Consider the following 14,527-nt stretch of genomic DNA (forward strand, 5'->3'; position numbering starts at 1 on the left):
AACCGCTGTACTGCTCAGCGGACTTGACAGCTTTTGCCGTTGAATCAGCTCATTGCGGGGGATGTTGAGCCGTCCAGAAGGAGCGCCAGGGCCCTGTCCAGGACGGCGCGCAGCAGGCGCGCGTCGGCGGCCACGGCCGTGACCAGTGCGGCGGGGCCCGCCAGCGGGGTCAGGACTGCGGTGGGGCCGAGCAGGCAGGAGGCCACTGGCTTCTCCTCGAACTCGGGCCTCACGACGAGTAGTTGCCCGACGGCCCGGTGACCGCCCAGGACGGCCGGCCCGTCCCACCCCCCGGCTGCGCCGGGGCCGTAGGAGAGCTCCTGGTCGAGAAGGGGGCGTCCGGCGCGCCGGACGGTGAGGCGGGTGGTCAGGGCGCCGGTGGGCTCGCCGTGGCGGCCGAGGACCTGTTCCTCCCGGAGCACCAGCCGTGCGGTGGGCGCGAGTTGGACGGTGGTAGCCATCCGCAGTTCGCTGCCCCGGGCGGAGATCAGCTGCTCCGGGAGCCAGTGCAGCTCCGCCTCCTCGCCCACGGTCAGCCGGACGTCGTAGTGGGCGGCCCCGGGGCCGGGGAGCGCCACGGTGGCGGCGGCGGCGCCGACGGTGAGCCGCGCCCCGTCCCCGGCCTCCACCTCGACGGCGAGGCGGTCGCCGCCGAGGGGCGCGCTCATGGCGCCGACGACCGTGACCCCCGTGTACGGGGCGGGGGCGCGGGTCCGGCGGAGCGCGAGGGGGCCGTCGCTCTCCAGGACCGGCAGCGCGGTGCCGCCCCGCCCGTCCGCGACGGCGCGGACGCGGGCGGTCGCGGTGACGCTCACAAGGACCAGGCGGCGAGCTGCGACCGCACCCAGCCGGCCACCGGGGCGACTCCGTCGGCGGAGGTCAACGAGGTGAAGACGACGGGAAGTTCACCACGCTGTTTGGCGGCGTCCTCGGCCATCCGGCCCAGGTCGGAGCCGACGTACGGGGCGAGGTCGGTCTTGTTGACGACGAGCAGGTCGGCGGTGGTCACGCCGGGGCCGCCCTTGCGCGGGATGTCGTCGCCGCCGGCCACGTCGATGACGAACACCTGGGCGTCGACGAGCCCCTTGGAGAAGGTGGCGGTGAGGTTGTCGCCGCCCGACTCGACCAGGATGAGGTCGAGCGGGCCGACGCTGTCCTCCAGGTCCTCCACCGCTTCGAGGTTGGCGGAGATGTCGTCGCGGATGGCGGTGTGGGGGCAGGCGCCGGTCTCGACGGCCTGGATGCGCTCGGGCGGGAGGACCGCGTTGCGGAGCAGGAACTCCGCGTCCTCGCGGGTGTAGATGTCGTTGGTGACCACGGCGATGGAGAGCTGGTCGCGCAGGGTCCGGCAGAGGGCGGCGACGGTGGCGGTCTTGCCGGAACCGACCGGTCCGCCCAGTCCGATACGCAGGGCGCGGCGCGTGCCGTCCGGCCGTGCGGCGTCCGCGCCGACCGCGGCGGGTCCGTCGTGCGAGTGGTCGAGATGCATGGTGCGGCTCCTGGGGGACGTGTGGTGCGTGGGTTCTGGGTGATGTCCGGCGGATCAGGGCCGGACACCACCCGGTGGGTGCGTCACGAGGCGAAGAGGCGGACCGGCCAGGTGGCGTGGGTCTCGGCGGCGATGTCGAGCAGCGGGGCCGAGGCGGCCGGCAGGGCGTCGATGCCCTGCCGGGCGGCCGCGGTGGCCCGTTCGGCGACGCGGTCGAGTTCGGGGGCGAGCCGGGCGAGGACGGCGGTGGCCTCGAAGGGGTCGAGCGAGAGCAGCCGGACGACGGCGGTGGCCGGCCCGCCGACCGCTTCGTACGCGGCGCAGTGCGCGGCGTCCTCGGGGGTCAGCCCGGCCGAGGCCGCGGTGAGTCCGAGGACGACGGGCTGGTGGGCACCGCGCGGCCGGGCGGCCGCGAGCGCGTCCAGGGCCGGGCTCGGCCAGGTGGACCTGGCTGCCCTCATCAGCTGGCGGCCGAGCTTGCGGGCGGTGGCCCGCAGGGCGGGTGAGGGCGTACGGGCGTCCGCCGCCTCGTCGAGCACGAGCGGGTCGTGGCCCAGGGCCGCCGCCGCGGCGAGCGCGGCGGCGGTGAGCCCGGTGGTGTGCAGACGGCCCCGGCAGAACTCGGCGAGGTCGCCCGCGTCGCGGACGCGTCCGGCCGTGACGGCCGGTTCGGCCCCGCCGGAGTGGGCGTGGCCTCCGGCGGGGAACCGGCCGTCGGCGAGGACGAGCAGGGCTGCGCGTGACATCGGTCCCGCCCGATCAGAAGAGGAAGTAGCGCTGGGCCATGGGCAGTTCCCTGGCCGGTGCGGGCTCGACGAGGTCTCCGTCGATCGTCACGGCGAAGCTGTCCGGGTCGACCTGGACGCGGGGCAGTGCGTCGTTCTCCCGCATGTCGGCCTTGGTGACGCCCCGGGTGCTGGTGATCGGCACGAACCGCTTGCCGAGGCCGAGGCGTTCGGGCAGCTTGTCCTCGATCGCCGCCGTCGAGACGAAGTTGAAGGAGTTCGAGGCGGGGGCCCGGCCGACAGCGCCGAACATCGGCCTCGGCAGGACCGGTTGGGGCGTCGGGATGGAGGCGTTGGCGTCGCCCATCTGCGCGTACGCGATCTGGCCGCCCTTGATGACCAGTTGGGGCTTCACCCCGAAGAAAGCGGGGTCCCAGAGGACGAGGTCGGCGAGCTTTCCGGTCTCGACCGAGCCGATCTCACGGTCGAGCCCCTGCGCCGCCGCCGGGTTGATCGTGTATTTGGCGACATAGCGACGCACCCGGTGGTTGTCGGCCGCCCCGTCGCCGGGGAGCGCGCCCCGGCGTGCCTTCATGACGTGCGCGGTCTGCCAGGTGCGCAGGACGACCTCGCCGATCCGTCCCATGGCCTGGGAGTCGGAGGAGATGATCGAGATGGCGCCGAGGTCGTGCAGGATGTCCTCGGCAGCGATGGTGGAGGGCCGGATACGGGACTCGGCGAACGCGAGGTCCTCGGGAACGGCCGGGTTGAGGTGGTGGCAGACCATCAGCATGTCGAGGTGTTCCTCGATGGTGTTGACGGTGTGCGGGCGGGTCGGATTGGTGGAGCTCGGCAGGACGTACGGCTCCGAGACGACGGTGATGATGTCGGGCGCGTGCCCGCCGCCGGCTCCCTCGGTGTGGTACGCGTGGATCGTGCGGCCCGCGATGGCTGCGAGGGTGTCCGCCACGAAACCGGCCTCGTTCAGGGTGTCCGTGTGGATGGCGAGCTGGGCGCCGCTCTCCTCGCAGACCCGCAGGCAGGCGTCGATGACGGCGGGCGTCGCCCCCCAGTCCTCGTGGATCTTGAACCCGAGCGCACCGCCGCGCAGCTGGGCCCGCATGGCCTCGTGGGACATGGTGTTGCCCTTGCCGAGGAGCCCGATGTTGACGGGGTACCCCTCCAGCGCCTCGAACATCCGGGCGAGGTGCCAGGAGCCGGGGGTGACGGTGGTCGCCTTGGTGCCCTCGGCCGGTCCGGTTCCGCCGCCGACGAGGGTGGTGATCCCGGCGGAGAGCGCCTGGTCGACGAGGGTCGGTGAGATGAAGTGGACGTGCGCGTCGATGGCGCCCGCCGTGAGGATCTTGCCGTTCCCCGCGATGATCTCCGTCTCCGGCCCGATGACCAGATCGGGGTGGACCCCGTCCATGGTGTCGGGGTTCCCGGCCTTGCCGATGCCGGTGATGCGTCCGTCGCGGATGCCGACGTCCGCCTTGACGATCCCCCAGTGGTCGACGACGACCACACCGGTGATGACCGTGTCGGGGGCGCCCTCGGCGCGGCAGGTGCGGGCCTGCCCCATGGACTCCCGGATCACCTTGCCGCCGCCGAACACCGCCTCGTCGCCGGCCCGCCCGGGGCCGCCCGAGCGGTCCTCCTCGATCTCCACGAGCAGGGAGGTGTCCGCGAGCCGGATGCGGTCGCCGGTGGTGGGGCCGAACAGGTCGGCGTAGACGGCACGGTCGAGTTCAGCCATCGAGGGCACCTCCGGTTTCGCCACGCAGGCCGGGGACGACCCGGGCGCCTGCGAGCGGGACGAGTTCGACGTCCATGGGGATGCCGGGCTCGAAGCGCACGGCCGTCCCGGCGGCGATGTTCAGCCGCAGGCCGTGGGCGGCCCCCCGGTCGAAGTCGAGGCCGGGATTGGCCTCGGCGAAGTGGTAGTGCGAGCCGACCTGGACGGGCCGGTCGGCCGCGTTGAGGACGGTGATACGGGTGACGGGGCGGCCCTCGTTGATCGGCACGGGCCCGTCCGCGTACAGGATCTCTCCGGGAATCACGGCGCCCCTCAGACGATCGGATCGTGGACGGTGACGAGCTTGGTGCCGTCCGGGAAGGTGGCCTCCACCTGGACGTCGTGGATCATCTCCGGGATGCCGTCCATGACGTCGGCGCGGGTGAGCACCTTCCGTCCGGACGCCATGAGTTCGGCGACGGTCCGCCCGTCGCGCGCGCCCTCCAGGATGTGTGACGTGATCAGCGCGACCGCCTCCGGGTGGTTGAGCCGAAGCCCGCGCGCCCGGCGCCTCTCGGCGACGTCGGCGGCCACATGGATGAGCAGGCGTTCCTGCTCGTGCGGGGTGAGTTGCACGCTTCCACCTCATCGTCTCGCGCCCGGTCGTGGCCCTGGACGCGGCAGAGCCGCTTCGGACGACGACAGCGCGTCGATCGCCGAGGCGGGCACACCGGCCAGACACCGCACGTTAGGACGGAAGTTTTTCCGTCGCGTTAACTGGGCCGGTCACGTGTCGACGCCGTCCGGTACGGAGGCATGGCCCCGGAGGGCCGGACCACCCCCCGGAACGGTACCGCCGAGCCGCCCGCACACCCTTCGCCTCGTATACGGCGCGCACAGGAGCGGGGCGCGCGCCGCGTACCGTCCCGGGCGCGTCCGGGCGCCGACATGGTCCGGCGGCCGCTCGGGTAGTAATCCAGCAGCCCGCCCTGCCCGAACCGGTGCGGGGGCGGCCGCCGGAAGTCGGGCTGCTCGCCGACGGCACCGCCGGTGACATCGACCGTGACCCTCATCCTCGACGCCGGAGCCCACCGCGCTCACGGCCCGTCCGGCCACGTCGGGGAGCACCGCACCGCGCACCCGCCACCGCGCCCACGAGGTGAATCCCATGCTGCCGCCGGAGTTGCCGCCCCTTCCCGCGCTGACCCACGCGGAGGCGGAGTTCATCGACCGCTATCTCGCCGTCCTCGACCAGGTGGGCCGGATCAATCCCGCCCGGGGCAGCGACACCTACGCGGCACTGCGGGCCGCCCAGGCGCTGGCCTCGCACGCGGCGACGCTGCGGGACGCCCTGGCGCTGATGCACGAGCGCGGCGAGAACCGGATCCACGCGGCCACGCTGGCCCGGGCGCTGCGGGCGCTGGACGGGGAGCGGCGGGCAGGGCGGGTCACCGTGCCGCGCGCCAACGGGAGTTGACGACAGCCGGCCCGTCCGGGGCGGGCCCCGGGGGCCGGCCGTGCGAGGCCGAGGGGCGGGCTGGACCGGAGCCTTTTCCGTTTCTGGCGACACGCCCGTGAGGAATATCCGATTTTCCGCCCGTTCGGCCCAGGGTTTCAGCCCGCCGCGCGTTCCTCCCGATGTGCGCTCCCCGGTGTTCTCGCCCTGCGCCAAGTACCGCACTCCGCAGCCTCGGTGGAGGCAACCGGGGTGCGCGCCCCCGACCGCGCCCGACGCTCCCCCACTCTCCCGGCGCAACGTCGGCCGACCGATCTCACTTCCTCTGCCACCTCGAAAATCTTGCACGGCCTGGGTCAAGATCCGTGGGACGACAAGCCCCCGCCACCCCGACGGGGCGGTCCGCGCGGACGCCGAGTCCTGCCGCCGAGCGGATGACGGGTCGACATGAGTGGATCGGCAGGAGTGGAGGACCCGAGCACAACGGGTCGACCGGGCAACCGGCCGTCCCTCGGGGTGAAGCCGCGACGCGCGGCCGGGCGACTTCGCCAGCCCGAACCCGACAGGTCATCTTTCACAGGCGGCTGACGAAGGGTTGCGCATGACTGCGCAGGTTCATGTCCCGTCTCTGCTCACCCGGGCCGGTACGGCCTCGGTCCTCACTCTGGCTCTCAGTTCGACCATGCTGGCCCCCGGCCTGGTGTCCGACGCCGAGGCCGCCGCCCAGTCGACGAAGGCGCTCCGGGTCGCCGCGTCCAAGAAGGGCTCCCCCTATCAGTGGGGCGCCACAGGCCCCCGGCGGTTCGACTGCTCCGGGCTGACGCTCTACTCGTTCAAGCGGGTCGGCAAGAAGCTGCCCCGCACGGCGCAGCAGCAGTACAACAAGACGCGCCACATCACTTCCTCGCAGCGCAGGAGGGGCGACCTGGTCTTCTTCCACAGCGGCCGCAGCGTGTACCACGTGGGCATCTACGCCGGAAACGGCAAGATCTGGCACTCCCCGAAGACCGGTGCCGTGGTGCGGCTGGAGCGGATCTGGACGAAGCGGGTCTGGTACGGACGGGTGCGCTGACGCACACCGGGCCCCGTGCCGCCGGTGTACGGCGCCCGGCCCGGACGCGGCGACGCGCGACGACCCCGCCGGGTCGCGCGGCCGCCCCGTCCGGGCCGGGCGCGACGTCAGCCCGGCACCGGTACGGACCACGGCAGCGCGACCCACACGGTCTTGCCGCCGTCCTCGGTCGGGGTGACGCCGAACCGGCCGCCGCACTCCTTGGCCAGGACCCGGATGATCGCCAGGCCCCGTCCGTTGTCACGCTGCACGGCCGGGGGCAGCCGTCTGGGCCACCGGGGGTGGCTGTCGGTCACCTCCAGCCGCAGTTCCTCGTCCCGGTCGAGCAACAGCCGCACCGTGAACGTGGGTGACTGGCCGAGTGTGTGCAGCACCGCGTTGGTCGCGAGCTCCGAAACGATCAGCAGGATCGTCCCGGCGTCCTCCGTGTCGTCGTGCATGCCCCACTCCGCGATTACGCGGGCCACGTGTCTGCGGGCCGCGGACACCGACACCGGATCGCTCGGCAGGGTGACATGTGCTTCCTGATGATCTGCCATGGCGACGCCGTCCCTTTCCGCCCAGCCGACCCCTATCGGCCCGGATTGTGCCTGGCGCCAGAGTGCCACCGCCGGACCCCATGCATGCACGATCTGCCGAGATATGCATATATCTATCGCTCAATGCGGTGAACTCCGGCTCACCGGAGCTCGAACATTCGGCACACTGGCTTCCAGGTCGTCCGACGGAGCGGTCGACCGTGCCGCCCGGCGGAAGGAGACCGGAATGGGCAACGGCCCCGTCGTGCGCCGTCGCAAACTCGGGGAAGAGCTGCGGAGTCTGCGCCACTCGTCGGGACTCACCAGCCAACAGGCGGCATCGCTGCTCGGCTGGCACCAGTCGAAGGTGAGCAGGATCGAGACGGGCGCGAGCGGCGTGTCCCCGGCCGATGTCGGCCGCCTGCTCGACGCGTACGCCGTCGTCGATCCCGAACTGCGCACCCTGCTCTCGGCGCTGGCCGGGTCGGCGGACGGCCGCGACACGGGCTGGTGGCACGCCTACCGGGGCATCATTCCGCCGCAGTACCGCGACTTCATCGCCCTGGAGGCGCAGGCCGAGACCGCGAGGACGCTGGAGACCTCGGTGGTCCCCGGGCTGCTCCAGACCGCCGACTACGCGCGGTCGGTCACCGAGTCCGCGCTGGACGGCATACCGGGGGCCCATCTGGACGCCCTGGTCGAAGTGCGGCTCGCCCGCCAGTCGGTGCTGCGGTGCGACGCTCCGCTCCGGCTCACCGCCGTGCTCGACGAGGCGGTGCTGCGACGCGAGGTGGGCGGGCGGCGCGTGATGCGCGCCCAGCTCGACCATCTCGCGCGCATGTCGGAATTCCCGCACGTGGAGATTCAGTTGGTCCCGTTCAGCGTCGGGGGGTACGTCGGACTGACCGGCCCGTTCGTCATCTTCTCTTTTCCGACAACTTCAGCTCTGGATGTGGTCGTTCTCGACCACTTGACGCGTAGTCACTATCTGGAGCGGAAAGAGGATCTGGAGGCGTACGGTTCCGCTTTCCGCACCATGCAGGGACGCGCGCTCTCGCCCGAGCGGTCGAGGGATCTCATCACGGCGATCGGCCGCGAGAGGCGGCCGTGATGAGAACCCCGGGCCCGGCCGGATTTCCGGACGGGCCTTGCAGCGTCCACCGATCCGAAGGAGCACCATGCCCGACCGCCCGGCACCGCCCGCCTCCCCGTGGCGCCGCAGCAGCCGCAGCACTGGTATGAACAACTGCGTGGAGACGGCGGTACGTGGGCCGGCCCTGCTCTCGGTGCGCGACTCCAAGGACGTGGACCGGACCCATCTGTCCTTCTCCGCACCTGCCTGGAGAGCGTTCGTGTGCGGCCTCCAGGCCCCCGGTACGGACGGGTCCCGGGGCTGAGCGCACCGGCCCGGGGCGCACCGGCCGCTGTGCCCCGGGCGGGCCTCCGCTCCCCGGTCAGGCGGTGCCCCTCGGAGCCGTACGGACGATCGTGTCCAGGGCTGTGTCGATCCGGTCGTCCGTCAGGTCGGCCCGGGCGGTGAGCCGCAGGCGCGAGACGCCGTCCGGGACCGACGGCGGGCGGAAGCATCCCACGGCGAGGCCGGCCTCCCGGCAGTCCGCCGCCCAGCGGACCGCAGACTCGGGGGAGGGCGCCCGCACGGACACCACGGCGGCGTCCGGGCGGGCCGCGTGCAGCCCCGCCGCGGTCAGCCGCTCGTGCATCCGGGTGGCGACCTCGCGTGCCCGGGCGGCGCGTTCCGGCTCCCTCCGCAGTACCGCGAGGCTCGCGAGCGCGGCTCCGGCGGAGGCGGGTGCGAGCCCGGTGTCGAAGATGAACGTGCGGGCGGTGTTGACGAGATGACGGATCACCGATGCGGTTCCCAGGATCGCGCCGCCCTGGCTGCCCAGGGACTTGGAGAGGGTGAGCGTGGCCACCAGCCCCTCGTCGCCCGCCAGCCCGCAGGCGGCCGGGGCGCCGCGTCCACCCGCTCCGAGCACCCCGAGACCGTGCGCGTCGTCGACGACCAGCCCGGCGCCCGCGCTCCGGCAGACGGCGGCGAGGGCGGCGAGCGGGGCGGCGTCCCCGTCGACGGAGAAGACCGAGTCGGAGACCACCAGCGCCGGTCCGGTGTGGGATTCCAGGGCCTTGCGGACCGCCTCGGGGTCGGCGTGCGCCACCACCTCGGTCCGCGCGCGCGCCAGCCTGCAACCGTCCACGATCGAGGCGTGGTTGGCCGCGTCGGACACGATGATGCCGTCGGCGCGGGAGAGGGCGGTGAGCGCGGCCAGGTTCGCCGCGTAGCCGGAGGAGAACACCAGGGCGGCTTCGAAGCCGCAGAAGTCGGCGAGTTCGCTTTCGAGTTCCGCGTGGAGGGTGGTGGAGCCGGTGACCAGGCGTGAGCCCGTGGCGCCCGCGCCCCACTTCCGTGCCGCTCCGGCCGCCGCCCCGGTCACCTCGGGGTGGCGGGTGAGCCCGAGGTAGTCGTTGCTCGCGAGGTCCAGTACCTCGGTTTCGGCAGGTCGCGGGCGCAGTGTGCGGACGAGTCCGGCGGCGGCGCGGCGGCCGGACTCCTCCTCGGTCCAGTCGAACGGGGCGAAGGCCATCGGGGGGTCCCTTTTGTAGGCAGCTCACAGAGGGTAGCCGGGGGCGCAGCCGGTCAGGGTGTGGCAATACACACACATGCTCCCCTTCTCTCCTGTCGGGTTCCTCCTTGGCCGATGGCCGTGGTGTGCGTCAGGATCGACGCCATGGACCTGTTGAGCACGCTGGTGGACAAGGGGTTGCGGCGCGAACTGCCGACCCGTGAAGAGGCGCTCGCCGTACTGGCGACCTCCGACGACGAACTGCTCGACCTGGTGGCCGCCGCGGGCAGAGTGCGCCGGCAGTGGTTCGGGCGCCGGGTGAAACTCAACTACCTGGTCAACCTCAAGTCGGGCCTGTGTCCGGAGGACTGCTCGTACTGCTCGCAGCGGCTCGGCTCCGAGGCGGGCATCCTCAAGTACTCCTGGCTGAAGCCCGACGAGGCGTCACGCGCGGCGGCCGCCGGGGTGGCCGGGGGCGCCAAGCGGGTCTGCCTGGTGGCGAGCGGTCGGGGCCCGACCGACCGGGACGTGGAGCGGGTCTCCCGGACCATCGAGGCGATCAAGGACGAGAACGAGGGCGTCGAGGTGTGCGCCTGTCTCGGCCTGCTCTCCGACGGGCAGGCGGAGAAGCTGCGTTCGGCGGGTGCGGACGCGTACAACCACAACCTCAACACCTCCGAGGCCACGTACGGCGACATCACCACCACCCACACCTATGCCGACCGGGTGGAGACCGTGCGGCACGCCCAGGGGGCCGGGCTGTCGGCCTGCTCCGGGCTGATCGCGGGCATGGGCGAGAGCGACGAGGACCTGATCGACGTGGTCTTCGCCCTCCGCCGACTCGATCCCGACTCCGTACCGGTGAACTTCCTGATCCCGTTCGAGGGCACTCCGCTCGCCAAGGAGTGGAACCTGACGCCCCAGCGGTGCATGCGGATTCTCGCGATGGTGCGGTTCGTCTGCCCGGACGTGGAGGTGCGGCTCGCCGGTGGCCGTGAGGTGCACCTGCGGTCGATGCAGCCGCTCGCGCTGCACCTGGTCAACTCGATCTTCCTGGGTGACTATCTGACCAGTGAGGGACAGGCGGGCCAGGCGGATCTCGACATGATCGCCGACGCGGGGTTCGAGGTGGAGGGCGCGGAGACCACGACGCTGCCCGGCCACCGGGCCACGGCCGGCGCGGGCGCGGGCGCGGGCTGCGGGGGGCATACGGACTCCGACGGCTGCGGCGGCGGGGCAGCCGGCGGCGGTTGCGCCCCGTGCGGCGGGCCGGTCACGGCCGGGGAGGCGCCCTCCGACGTCGCCGCGGAGGCGGCGGGCTCGGGATCCGTCTCCGCCGCTGCGGCGCGTACGGACCTGGTGGCCGTGCGCCGGCGGGGTGCGGGTACGGATCTCGCTCCCAATGCCTGAGGCGTACGTTCCGGGGCCGGCCTTCGTCCGGCCGGCCCCCGGCGGCCGTTCCGCTTCCGCCGCTGTCTCCTCCTCCGCCCCGTCCCCGGCTTCCTCCGTCCCGTCCCCGGTCTCCTCCGCCCCGTCCCCGGCCTCCTCCGCCCCGTCCCCGGTGCCGGCGTCTCCGCCTGCCCCCGTCCTGACGCCCGACCGGCTGCGGTCGCTGGACCGGGCCCACGTCTGGCATCCCTACGGGCCCATGCCCGGCCGGCAGGAGCCGCTGATCGTGGAGTCGGCTTCCGGTGTCCGGCTGCGGCTGGCGGAACCGGTGGACGGGCACCGGGAGTTGGTGGACGGGATGTCCTCCTGGTGGTCGGCGGTGCACGGCTACAACCACCCGGTCCTCAACGAGGCGGCGCGTGGACAGCTGGACCGGATGAGCCATGTGATGTTCGGCGGGCTCACCCATGAGCCCGCCGTCCGGCTGGCCGCCCGGCTGGTGGAGATCACCCCGGCTCCCCTCCAGCACGTCTTCCTCGCCGACTCGGGCTCGGTCTCCGTCGAAGTGGCGGTGAAGATGTGCCTCCAGTACTGGCGTTCGGCGGGCCGGCCCGCCAAGCAGAGGCTCCTGACCTGGCGCGGCGGCTACCACGGCGACACCTGGCAGCCGATGTCGGTGTGCGATCCCGAGGGTGGGATGCACGAGCTCTGGTCGGGAGTGCTCCCCCAACAGGTCTTCGCGGACGCCCCGCCGGACGGCTTCGACGCGGAGGTGGACGCGGACTACGCCGGGCATCTGCGCGAGCTGATCGCCCGCCACGCCCACGAACTGGCCGCGGTGATCGTGGAGCCCGTCGTCCAGGGGGCCGGGGGGATGCGGTTCCACTCGCCCGGGTATCTGCGGGTACTCAGGGAGGCGTGCGACGCGCACGACGTGCTGCTCGTCCTCGACGAGATCGCGACCGGATTCGGCCGCACGGGGCGGCTGTTCGCCGCGGAGCACGCCGGGATCTCCCCGGACGTGATGTGCGTCGGCAAGGCGCTGACCGGTGGCTACCTCACGATGGCGGCGACCCTGTGCACGACCGGGGTGGCCGAGGGCATTTCGCGCGGCGAGGTACCCGTACTGGCACACGGTCCGACCTTCATGGGCAACCCGCTCGCCGCGGCGGTCGCCTGCGCCTCCATGGACCTGTTGCTCGGCCAGGACTGGCAGGGCGAGGTCGCGCGGATCGGCGCCGGACTGCGGACCGGTCTGGCCGGGGCCGCCGGACTGCCGGGGGTCGCGGACGTGCGGGTGCTGGGCGCGATCGGGGTCGTACAGCTCGACCACGAGGTGGACATGGAGGCCGCGACCCGAGCGGCGGTCCGCGAGGGAGTATGGCTGCGGCCGTTCCGGGACCTCGTGTACACGATGCCGCCGTACGTGACGGACGACGAGGACGTGGCGCGGATCTGCCGTGCCGTGTGCGCTGCGGCGCGGGAAGGATGACCATGACGATTCTGGTGGTGTCCGGTACGGGCACCGAGATCGGCAAGACGATCGTGACGGCGGCCGTGGCGGCGGCTTCGGGCGGCCGGGTCGCGGTGCTCAAACCCGCGCAGACGGGCGTCGCTCCGGGAGAGCACGGTGACGCGGCCGAGGTGGCGCGGCTGGCCGGCGGCGAGGTGACGGCGGTCGAACTCGCTCGCTACCCCGAGCCGTTGGCGCCCGCGACCGCCGCCCGGCGCTGCGGACTCGCCCCCGTCCGCCCGTACGAGATCGCCGACGCCGCGCAGAAGCTCGCGACTGAGCACGATCTGGTGCTGGTCGAGGGGGCGGGCGGACTGCTCGTACGGTACGACGACGAGGGGGCCACGCTGGCGGACGCGGCCCGGCTGCTGGATGCGCCGGTACTGCTGGTGGTGGCTGCGGGGCTCGGCACGCTCAACTCCACCGCGCTGACGGCGGAGGCGTTGCGCGCCCGGGGCCTCGTCTGTCCGGGCGTGGTGATCGGCAGCATGCCGGCCGAACCGGATCTGGCCACCCGCTGCAATGTGGAGGACCTCCCGGTCGCGGCGGGCGCCCCACTCCTGGGCGTGCTCCCGTCCGGAGCGGGCTCGCTGCCTCCCGCCGACTTCCGCGCGCGGGCGGCGAGTTGGCTCGCTCCGGAGCTGGGCGGAGTGCGCGGGGTCCGGTGAGTCCGGGCCCGGTGCGCGGTGCCGCCCGGGTTGCCCTGTGGGAGCCCGGGTTGCGCTGCGGGGGGGCCGGGATGCACTTGCGGGGCTCGGGTTGGCCTGTGCGGGAGGGGCGCATGGTGGATGCGGGCGGTGTGCGCCCGGTGGACGCGGGCGTCCCGGCGGCCGTGCGTGGCGGCTCAGCCGCACCACTCGTGCAACTCCTCGGCGATGTCGCGCACTCCGGCCTTACCCTCCTTCACCAGGCGGGCCAGGTCGCGCACGCGGTCGGGGGACGTCTGGACGCGGAGCCCGGAGGCGACCAGGTAGCCGTAGGCCACGGCCGAGGCGAACATCGCGTTGGAATGCTCCAATGCCGGTACATGCAGGAGCAGTTGGAGCAGCGAGGCCGCCCGGGCATGAGGGCTGGCATAGACCGGACTGCCGAAGATCTCCGCCTCGTGCCGGCTCACGGCGGCGACGAGGGCGCCCCAGTCGGCGACGTGCGGATCGCCCGGCGTCCGGTGCTCGGCCACCATGAGCAGCCAGGAGAGATCAATGCGCAAGCTCTCGGGGCCGGGTGACGGTGTTTCGGGTGACTCGTCGTGTTCCATGCAGGGAGACCGTCTCGGGGAGGGGAAGGCGCCCGGCGTCTCGGAAAGGGGGAGGCGCTCGGTCCGCGCGCGGGGAACCCGTCGGTTCCGGAGCAGCCAGTATTCCTCAGCCCCGGGCGTGGAGCGAACCCCCTGCGGGCGACTGCCCTTGGTTGCGTTGGCCGTCCTCCCCACCCGCGAACGCCGGGTCAGGACGGTTGCCGCAGTCCCGCGACGAGGAGGGCGACCAGTCGGCGCGCGTCGTAGCGTGGGTCGCTGTCGGAGCCGATGCAGAGGTTCCCGATCCCGCGCATGAGGTGGTACGCGTCGAGGTCGGCGCGGATCTCTCCGGATGCGGCCGCAGCGTCGAGGAGTTCGGCGCAGACCGGCAGAAGGCGTTCCAGGAAGTAGCCGTGCAGCGTCTCGTGACCGGCCCTGTCTCCCTGCATCGCGGCAGCCAGGCCGTGCTTGGTGACCAGGAAGTCGACGAAGAGGTCGACCCACCGCCCCAGGGCCGCATGGGGTGTCGGGCCGGCCGCCAGCAGTTCCGGGCCGGCCGCCGCACAGGCGTCCACCTGGTGCCGGTAGACGGCTATGACCAGGTCGGCCCGGGTGGGGAAGTGACGGTAGACCGTGCCCACTCCGACACCGGCCCTGGCCGCGATGTCCCGCACCGGCGCGTCCACGCCCGCTGCGACGAAGGCCGCTGCCGCCGCGTCCAGCAGGGCCTGCTGGTTGCGCCGGACGTCCTTGCGCTTGGATCCGGCCACGGTCCCCGTGCCCCGACTGCTGTCACCCACCGCGACACTCC

The 14,527-nt window shown here is 72.9% G+C and carries 17 protein-coding genes; 7 read left to right on the forward strand and 10 right to left on the reverse strand.

Annotated features, from left to right (window positions below):
* Positions 1–44: 44 nt before the first annotated feature.
* The 6 genes from OG599_RS03335 to OG599_RS03360 all read right to left on the reverse strand — a co-directional run bounded on the left by OG599_RS03335 (position 45) and on the right by OG599_RS03360 (position 4,585).
* A complete protein-coding gene (locus tag OG599_RS03335) occupies positions 45–815 on the reverse strand; it encodes an urease accessory protein UreD (RefSeq protein ID WP_327174420.1) in 771 nt (256 codons plus the stop codon).
* The gene (gene ureG / locus OG599_RS03340; protein WP_327174421.1) at positions 812–1,489 is read right to left on the reverse strand and encodes an urease accessory protein UreG; all 678 of its coding nucleotides are present in this window, start codon (positions 1,487–1,489) and stop codon (positions 812–814) included. The genes OG599_RS03335 and ureG overlap by 4 nt, the downstream gene beginning before the upstream one ends.
* 83 nt (positions 1,490–1,572) lie before the next feature.
* Positions 1,573–2,235, reverse strand: coding sequence for an urease accessory protein UreF (locus OG599_RS03345; RefSeq protein WP_327174422.1), 663 nt, complete (start codon positions 2,233–2,235; stop codon positions 1,573–1,575).
* Between the two features lie 13 nt (positions 2,236–2,248).
* The gene (locus tag OG599_RS03350; protein ID WP_327174423.1) at positions 2,249–3,970 is read right to left on the reverse strand and encodes an urease subunit alpha; all 1,722 of its coding nucleotides are present in this window, start codon (positions 3,968–3,970) and stop codon (positions 2,249–2,251) included.
* Entirely contained in the window at positions 3,963–4,274 is a 312-nt protein-coding gene (locus tag OG599_RS03355; RefSeq protein ID WP_327174424.1) for an urease subunit beta, read from the reverse strand. Before OG599_RS03355 ends, OG599_RS03350 begins: the two co-directional genes overlap by 8 nt.
* An 8-nt stretch (positions 4,275–4,282) precedes the next feature.
* Positions 4,283–4,585, reverse strand: coding sequence for an urease subunit gamma (locus OG599_RS03360; RefSeq protein ID WP_266701570.1), 303 nt, complete (start codon positions 4,583–4,585; stop codon positions 4,283–4,285).
* Between the two features lie 532 nt (positions 4,586–5,117).
* Here OG599_RS03360 and OG599_RS03365 point away from each other — a divergent pair.
* Together OG599_RS03365 and OG599_RS03370 are read left to right on the forward strand one after the other, a co-directional pair.
* Positions 5,118–5,426: a hypothetical protein gene (locus OG599_RS03365; RefSeq protein WP_327174425.1), complete on the forward strand. Its 309-nt coding sequence runs from the start codon at positions 5,118–5,120 to the stop codon at positions 5,424–5,426.
* Positions 5,427–6,006: 580 nt separating this feature from the next.
* Positions 6,007–6,477 (forward strand): C40 family peptidase, encoded by a 471-nt coding sequence (locus tag OG599_RS03370; protein WP_327174426.1) that lies wholly within the window; start codon positions 6,007–6,009, stop codon positions 6,475–6,477.
* Between the two features lie 107 nt (positions 6,478–6,584).
* Here OG599_RS03370 and OG599_RS03375 read toward each other — a convergent pair whose 3' ends face one another.
* On the reverse strand, positions 6,585–7,016 hold the full coding sequence (locus tag OG599_RS03375) for an ATP-binding protein (protein ID WP_327174427.1): 432 nt from the start codon (positions 7,014–7,016) through the stop codon (positions 6,585–6,587).
* Between the two features lie 226 nt (positions 7,017–7,242).
* Between OG599_RS03375 and OG599_RS03380 the strand changes: the two genes are divergently transcribed.
* Both OG599_RS03380 and OG599_RS03385 read left to right on the forward strand, forming a co-directional pair.
* Positions 7,243–8,106: a helix-turn-helix domain-containing protein gene (locus tag OG599_RS03380; RefSeq protein WP_327174428.1), complete on the forward strand. Its 864-nt coding sequence runs from the start codon at positions 7,243–7,245 to the stop codon at positions 8,104–8,106.
* A 67-nt stretch (positions 8,107–8,173) separates the two neighbouring features.
* Positions 8,174–8,392, forward strand: coding sequence for a DUF397 domain-containing protein (locus OG599_RS03385; protein ID WP_327174429.1), 219 nt, complete (start codon positions 8,174–8,176; stop codon positions 8,390–8,392).
* Between the two features lie 57 nt (positions 8,393–8,449).
* On the opposite strand, the gene OG599_RS03390 is transcribed toward OG599_RS03385, so the two are convergent.
* Positions 8,450–9,598 (reverse strand): 8-amino-7-oxononanoate synthase, encoded by a 1,149-nt coding sequence (locus OG599_RS03390; RefSeq protein ID WP_327174430.1) that lies wholly within the window; start codon positions 9,596–9,598, stop codon positions 8,450–8,452.
* A 144-nt stretch (positions 9,599–9,742) separates the two neighbouring features.
* Between OG599_RS03390 and bioB the strand changes: the two genes are divergently transcribed.
* Genes bioB through bioD form a run of 3 tightly spaced genes read left to right on the forward strand, consistent with a single transcriptional unit; the run spans position 9,743 to position 13,147 of the window.
* Entirely contained in the window at positions 9,743–10,987 is a 1,245-nt protein-coding gene (bioB, locus tag OG599_RS03395; RefSeq protein ID WP_327174431.1) for a biotin synthase BioB, read from the forward strand.
* Entirely contained in the window at positions 10,980–12,458 is a 1,479-nt protein-coding gene (locus OG599_RS03400) for an adenosylmethionine--8-amino-7-oxononanoate transaminase (RefSeq protein WP_442809373.1), read from the forward strand. Before bioB ends, OG599_RS03400 begins: the two co-directional genes overlap by 8 nt.
* A 2-nt stretch (positions 12,459–12,460) precedes the next feature.
* Positions 12,461–13,147: a dethiobiotin synthase gene (bioD, locus tag OG599_RS03405; RefSeq protein ID WP_327174432.1), complete on the forward strand. Its 687-nt coding sequence runs from the start codon at positions 12,461–12,463 to the stop codon at positions 13,145–13,147.
* A 176-nt stretch (positions 13,148–13,323) separates the two neighbouring features.
* On the opposite strand, the gene OG599_RS03410 is transcribed toward bioD, so the two are convergent.
* Both OG599_RS03410 and OG599_RS03415 read right to left on the reverse strand, forming a co-directional pair.
* Positions 13,324–13,737, reverse strand: coding sequence for a fic family toxin-antitoxin system, toxin component (locus OG599_RS03410; RefSeq protein WP_327174433.1), 414 nt, complete (start codon positions 13,735–13,737; stop codon positions 13,324–13,326).
* Positions 13,738–13,925: 188 nt separating this feature from the next.
* Positions 13,926–14,516, reverse strand: coding sequence for a TetR/AcrR family transcriptional regulator (locus tag OG599_RS03415; protein WP_327174434.1), 591 nt, complete (start codon positions 14,514–14,516; stop codon positions 13,926–13,928).
* Between the last annotated feature and the right edge of the window lie 11 nt (positions 14,517–14,527).

The organism is Streptomyces sp. NBC_01335 (assembly GCF_035953295.1).
Taxonomy (GTDB): Bacteria; Actinomycetota; Actinomycetes; order Streptomycetales; family Streptomycetaceae; genus Streptomyces.

Excerpts from the sequence above, each read along its gene's own strand:
- OG599_RS03400 (WP_442809373.1), top strand. The coding sequence starts at position 10,980 with ATGCCTGAGGCGTACGTTCCGGGGCCGGCCTTCGTCCGGCCGGCCCCC.
- OG599_RS03380 (WP_327174428.1), top strand. The coding sequence starts at position 7,243 with ATGGGCAACGGCCCCGTCGTGCGCCGTCGCAAACTCGGGGAAGAGCTG.
- OG599_RS03410 (WP_327174433.1), bottom strand. The coding sequence starts at position 13,737 with ATGGAACACGACGAGTCACCCGAAACACCGTCACCCGGCCCCGAGAGC.
- OG599_RS03390 (WP_327174430.1), bottom strand. The coding sequence starts at position 9,598 with ATGGCCTTCGCCCCGTTCGACTGGACCGAGGAGGAGTCCGGCCGCCGC.
- OG599_RS03350 (WP_327174423.1), bottom strand. The coding sequence starts at position 3,970 with ATGGCTGAACTCGACCGTGCCGTCTACGCCGACCTGTTCGGCCCCACC.
- ureG (WP_327174421.1), bottom strand. The coding sequence starts at position 1,489 with ATGCATCTCGACCACTCGCACGACGGACCCGCCGCGGTCGGCGCGGAC.
- OG599_RS03365 (WP_327174425.1), top strand. The coding sequence starts at position 5,118 with ATGCTGCCGCCGGAGTTGCCGCCCCTTCCCGCGCTGACCCACGCGGAG.
- OG599_RS03375 (WP_327174427.1), bottom strand. The coding sequence starts at position 7,016 with ATGGCAGATCATCAGGAAGCACATGTCACCCTGCCGAGCGATCCGGTG.
- OG599_RS03345 (WP_327174422.1), bottom strand. The coding sequence starts at position 2,235 with ATGTCACGCGCAGCCCTGCTCGTCCTCGCCGACGGCCGGTTCCCCGCC.
- OG599_RS03385 (WP_327174429.1), top strand. The coding sequence starts at position 8,174 with ATGCCCGACCGCCCGGCACCGCCCGCCTCCCCGTGGCGCCGCAGCAGC.
- bioB (WP_327174431.1), top strand. The coding sequence starts at position 9,743 with ATGGACCTGTTGAGCACGCTGGTGGACAAGGGGTTGCGGCGCGAACTG.
- OG599_RS03370 (WP_327174426.1), top strand. The coding sequence starts at position 6,007 with ATGACTGCGCAGGTTCATGTCCCGTCTCTGCTCACCCGGGCCGGTACG.
- bioD (WP_327174432.1), top strand. The coding sequence starts at position 12,461 with ATGACGATTCTGGTGGTGTCCGGTACGGGCACCGAGATCGGCAAGACG.